This window comes from Mesorhizobium sp. M2A.F.Ca.ET.037.01.1.1, assembly GCF_003998075.1.
Classification (GTDB): domain Bacteria; phylum Pseudomonadota; class Alphaproteobacteria; order Rhizobiales; family Rhizobiaceae; genus Mesorhizobium.
In genome coordinates, this window is record NZ_RZSA01000883.1 from 1 (window position 1) to 2,763 (window position 2,763).

Sequence of the window (2,763 nt, forward strand, 5' to 3'; positions counted from 1 at the left end):
CAGATAGGCGATCAGGCTCGCCTCGACCGCCGGCGCGTTGCGCAGCGCCGTGAAGTAGAAGAAATGGTAGCCGAACAGGCCAGCTATGCCGATCACCCAGACCTGTGGCGGGATCTTCTCACTGCGGTCGGGCGCCGGCATCACTAGCCGGGCCGCCAGCCCGACGCAGGTGCCGATGGCGAAGGTGATGGCCGACAGCAGGAATGGCGGCACCTGCCCCGAGGCGTCGGTGAGCAGCGCCAACAGCGCCCACATGGCGACCGCCGAAAACCCGATCAATGTTGCGCGCCCCATATCTCCCCCGCCGGCGCGCGGCGGCGCCTCTAGCAATTCCAGGAAAAGTGCCTTGCGGTTTTCCGTCCGGAATTGCGTAAAACTGAGTTAATTTACCGCTTCGAACCGTCCGGCGCTGATGGTCAGCGGACCGATCTGGGTCCCGACCGTGGCGCGGATCGGGGCATATACGCCGGATTGACCGACCGGTGCAAACGTCACCAGCATGCGGCTCTTGTTCTTGAGGTAGTTCAGTGCCTTGCGTCCCTTGCGATAGCCCGCCACCGGCTCGAATCCCATCTTGCAGGTCACCGTGTCGCCCTTGTAGCCCGGCACCGCGATCGAGCCCCTGGAGGCATAGGTCAGTGTCAGGTCGGCGCGCATCTCGCCATCATAGAACTTGACCGTGCGTCCGCAGACCTTGTCCAGGCTGTCGGCATGGATGACGGTCGCGGCCATCGGATCGAGCACCGATTTCAGGTCTCCGTCGCCGATCGGCACCCAGCTCTTCGGATCGCGCTTGCCTGGAGCGGGAACGACTTGCGTGGAGGAGACCGCCCCGTTGCTGAAGCGGATGTCGACCATGGAGGACTTCTTACCGGACGTATAATCGGCCCTGAACACCTGCGGCGTCATCCGCTTGTCGGAAATGATGCCTTTCGACGAAATCGTGCCTTTCGTGTCGTCGAACAGCCTGCCGAGCCCGGCGGCGGAGACAGTGCCGTTGATGGCGTAGGTATCGCCCACATAGCGGCTGGAAAAGGTGGCCCTGGCGATCGAAAGGCCGAGGTAGGACACCGTATATTCGCCCTTGAAGGACTGTGGCGAGGGGGCGGCGAAGCTTGTTGCCGGCACGGCAAGGGCAAGAAGGGTGGCGAATGCATGAGATGGACGGAGCATGGCGGCTGGCGAATCCCTGGCGGTTCGGCCAGAACGCAACGGCTCCAGCCTGGCGTGTCCCTTCGCGAACGGCTTATAGTATGAAATCCGGCCTTTATATGGAGCGCGCCCGACGGCAGGCGACGTGCCGGAGCTTGACGCAATGGCGAAATGCCACTATGGAACGCCAACTTTTCCAAAGGCCGCCTGACTGAGACCGCGCGCCGCCTGGCGCGGGCAGAATGGTTTGGCAGGTTTAGAAACTGAAGGTTAGACAAATGTCCCGCACCTGCGAACTCACTGCCAAGGCAGTCCAGACCGGCAACAATGTGAGCCACGCCAACAACAAGACCAAGCGTCGCTTCCTGCCGAACCTGGTCAATGTGACGCTGATTTCCGAAGCGCTGAACCAGAACGTTCGGCTGCGCATTTCGGCCAACGCGCTGCGTTCGGTCGAGCATCGCGGTGGCCTCGACGCCTTCCTGGTGAAGGCGGACGTCAAGGAATTGTCGCAGCGCGCTCGTCTGCTGAAGAAGCAGATCGCCAAGAAGCTTGCCGAGCAGTCCGCCGCTTAAGTAGCTTTCGGGCACGACGACCGCCTCGGGCACCGGCCAGACCGGTGCTCGGATATGAGCGAGCGTCGCCTTGACGCTCGGCTGGTTCCATTACCCAGGATAAAAAAATGAATTTCCTGACGCGATACCTGCCCTTCGTGGCCGCCATGGCGCTTGTCGTCGTGGCGTCGAATATCCTCGTGCAGTTCCCGATGCAGGGCCAGGTCGGCGGCCTGTCGCTGGCAGACCTGCTGACCTGGGGCGCCTTCACCTATCCCTTCTCCTTCCTGGTCACCGACCTAGCCAACCGCCGCTACGGCCCGGCCGTGGCGCGCAAGGTGGTGTTCGTGGGTTTCATGACTGCGGTGACCTGCTCGATCCTGGTCCCGCCCTTCCTGTTCCGTCATGGCCTGATCGAGTTCGAGACCGCCGCCGATCGGTTGGTGCGCATCGCGGCCGCTTCCGGCGCCGCCTTCCTCACCGCGCAATTGCTCGACGTCACCGTCTTCAACCAGCTGCGCCGGCAGAGCTGGTGGCGCGCGCCGATCGTCGGCACGCTGGTCGGCTCGGTGTTCGACACGCTCGTCTTCTTCGGCGTCGCCTTTTCCGCCGCCTTCGCCTTTGCCGGCCCCAATGACAGTTTCGCGCTGGAGGCCGCGCCGCTAATGGGCATGCTGCCGGTCGAGACGATGCGCTGGGTCTCCTGGGCGCTTGGCGACCTTTCGGTCAAGCTCATCATCGCCGTCGTGGCGCTGATCCCCTACCGGCTGCTCGCCGCGCGCTGGAGCCAGCCGGCGGTCGCCGTCGGAGCATGATCCCAAAAAGTGGGACTCGGTTTTTGGAAAAGATCATGCTCAAGCCAAAAGACAGGCCGTGATCCCCTGGGTTCAGCTTGATTCCGCCCGCACGCCCGATGGCGGCCAGGAACTGCGCCTGAAGCAGCGCGGCACTGAATTCTCGATCATGCTCGGCACCAACGAGCTGATGAACAGCCGCCTCAGCGGCTCCGAGGAGGCGCTCGCCAGGCTTTCCTGCGAGCGGATCGCCGGCCGCAAGC

Annotated in this window: 4 protein-coding genes and 1 pseudogene; 3 read left to right on the top strand and 2 right to left on the bottom strand. The window is 63.4% G+C overall.

All coding sequences use genetic code 11. The annotated features are described in order from the left end of the window. Window positions 1–294: EamA family transporter (locus EOA27_RS30695; protein ID WP_145970635.1), on the bottom strand; the 294-nt coding region annotated here is incomplete at its 3' end. Between the two features lie 87 nt (window positions 295–381). Beyond that, the gene (locus EOA27_RS30700) at window positions 382–1,173 is read right to left on the bottom strand and encodes a DUF3108 domain-containing protein (RefSeq protein WP_126081002.1); all 792 of its coding nucleotides are present in this window, start codon (window positions 1,171–1,173) and stop codon (window positions 382–384) included. 257 nt (window positions 1,174–1,430) lie between these two features. On the opposite strand from EOA27_RS30700, the gene rpmB reads away from it, so the two are divergent. The 3 genes and pseudogenes from rpmB to EOA27_RS30715 form a co-directional block, all read left to right on the top strand. Then, window positions 1,431–1,727, top strand: coding sequence for a 50S ribosomal protein L28 (gene rpmB, locus EOA27_RS30705; protein WP_040989302.1), 297 nt, complete (start codon window positions 1,431–1,433; stop codon window positions 1,725–1,727). 107 nt (window positions 1,728–1,834) lie between these two features. After that, the gene (locus EOA27_RS30710; protein ID WP_126081001.1) at window positions 1,835–2,521 is read left to right on the top strand and encodes a queuosine precursor transporter; all 687 of its coding nucleotides are present in this window, start codon (window positions 1,835–1,837) and stop codon (window positions 2,519–2,521) included. A 58-nt stretch (window positions 2,522–2,579) separates the two neighbouring features. Continuing rightward, window positions 2,580–2,763 (top strand): annotated as a pseudogene (locus tag EOA27_RS30715) (hypothetical protein); the annotation flags it as partial.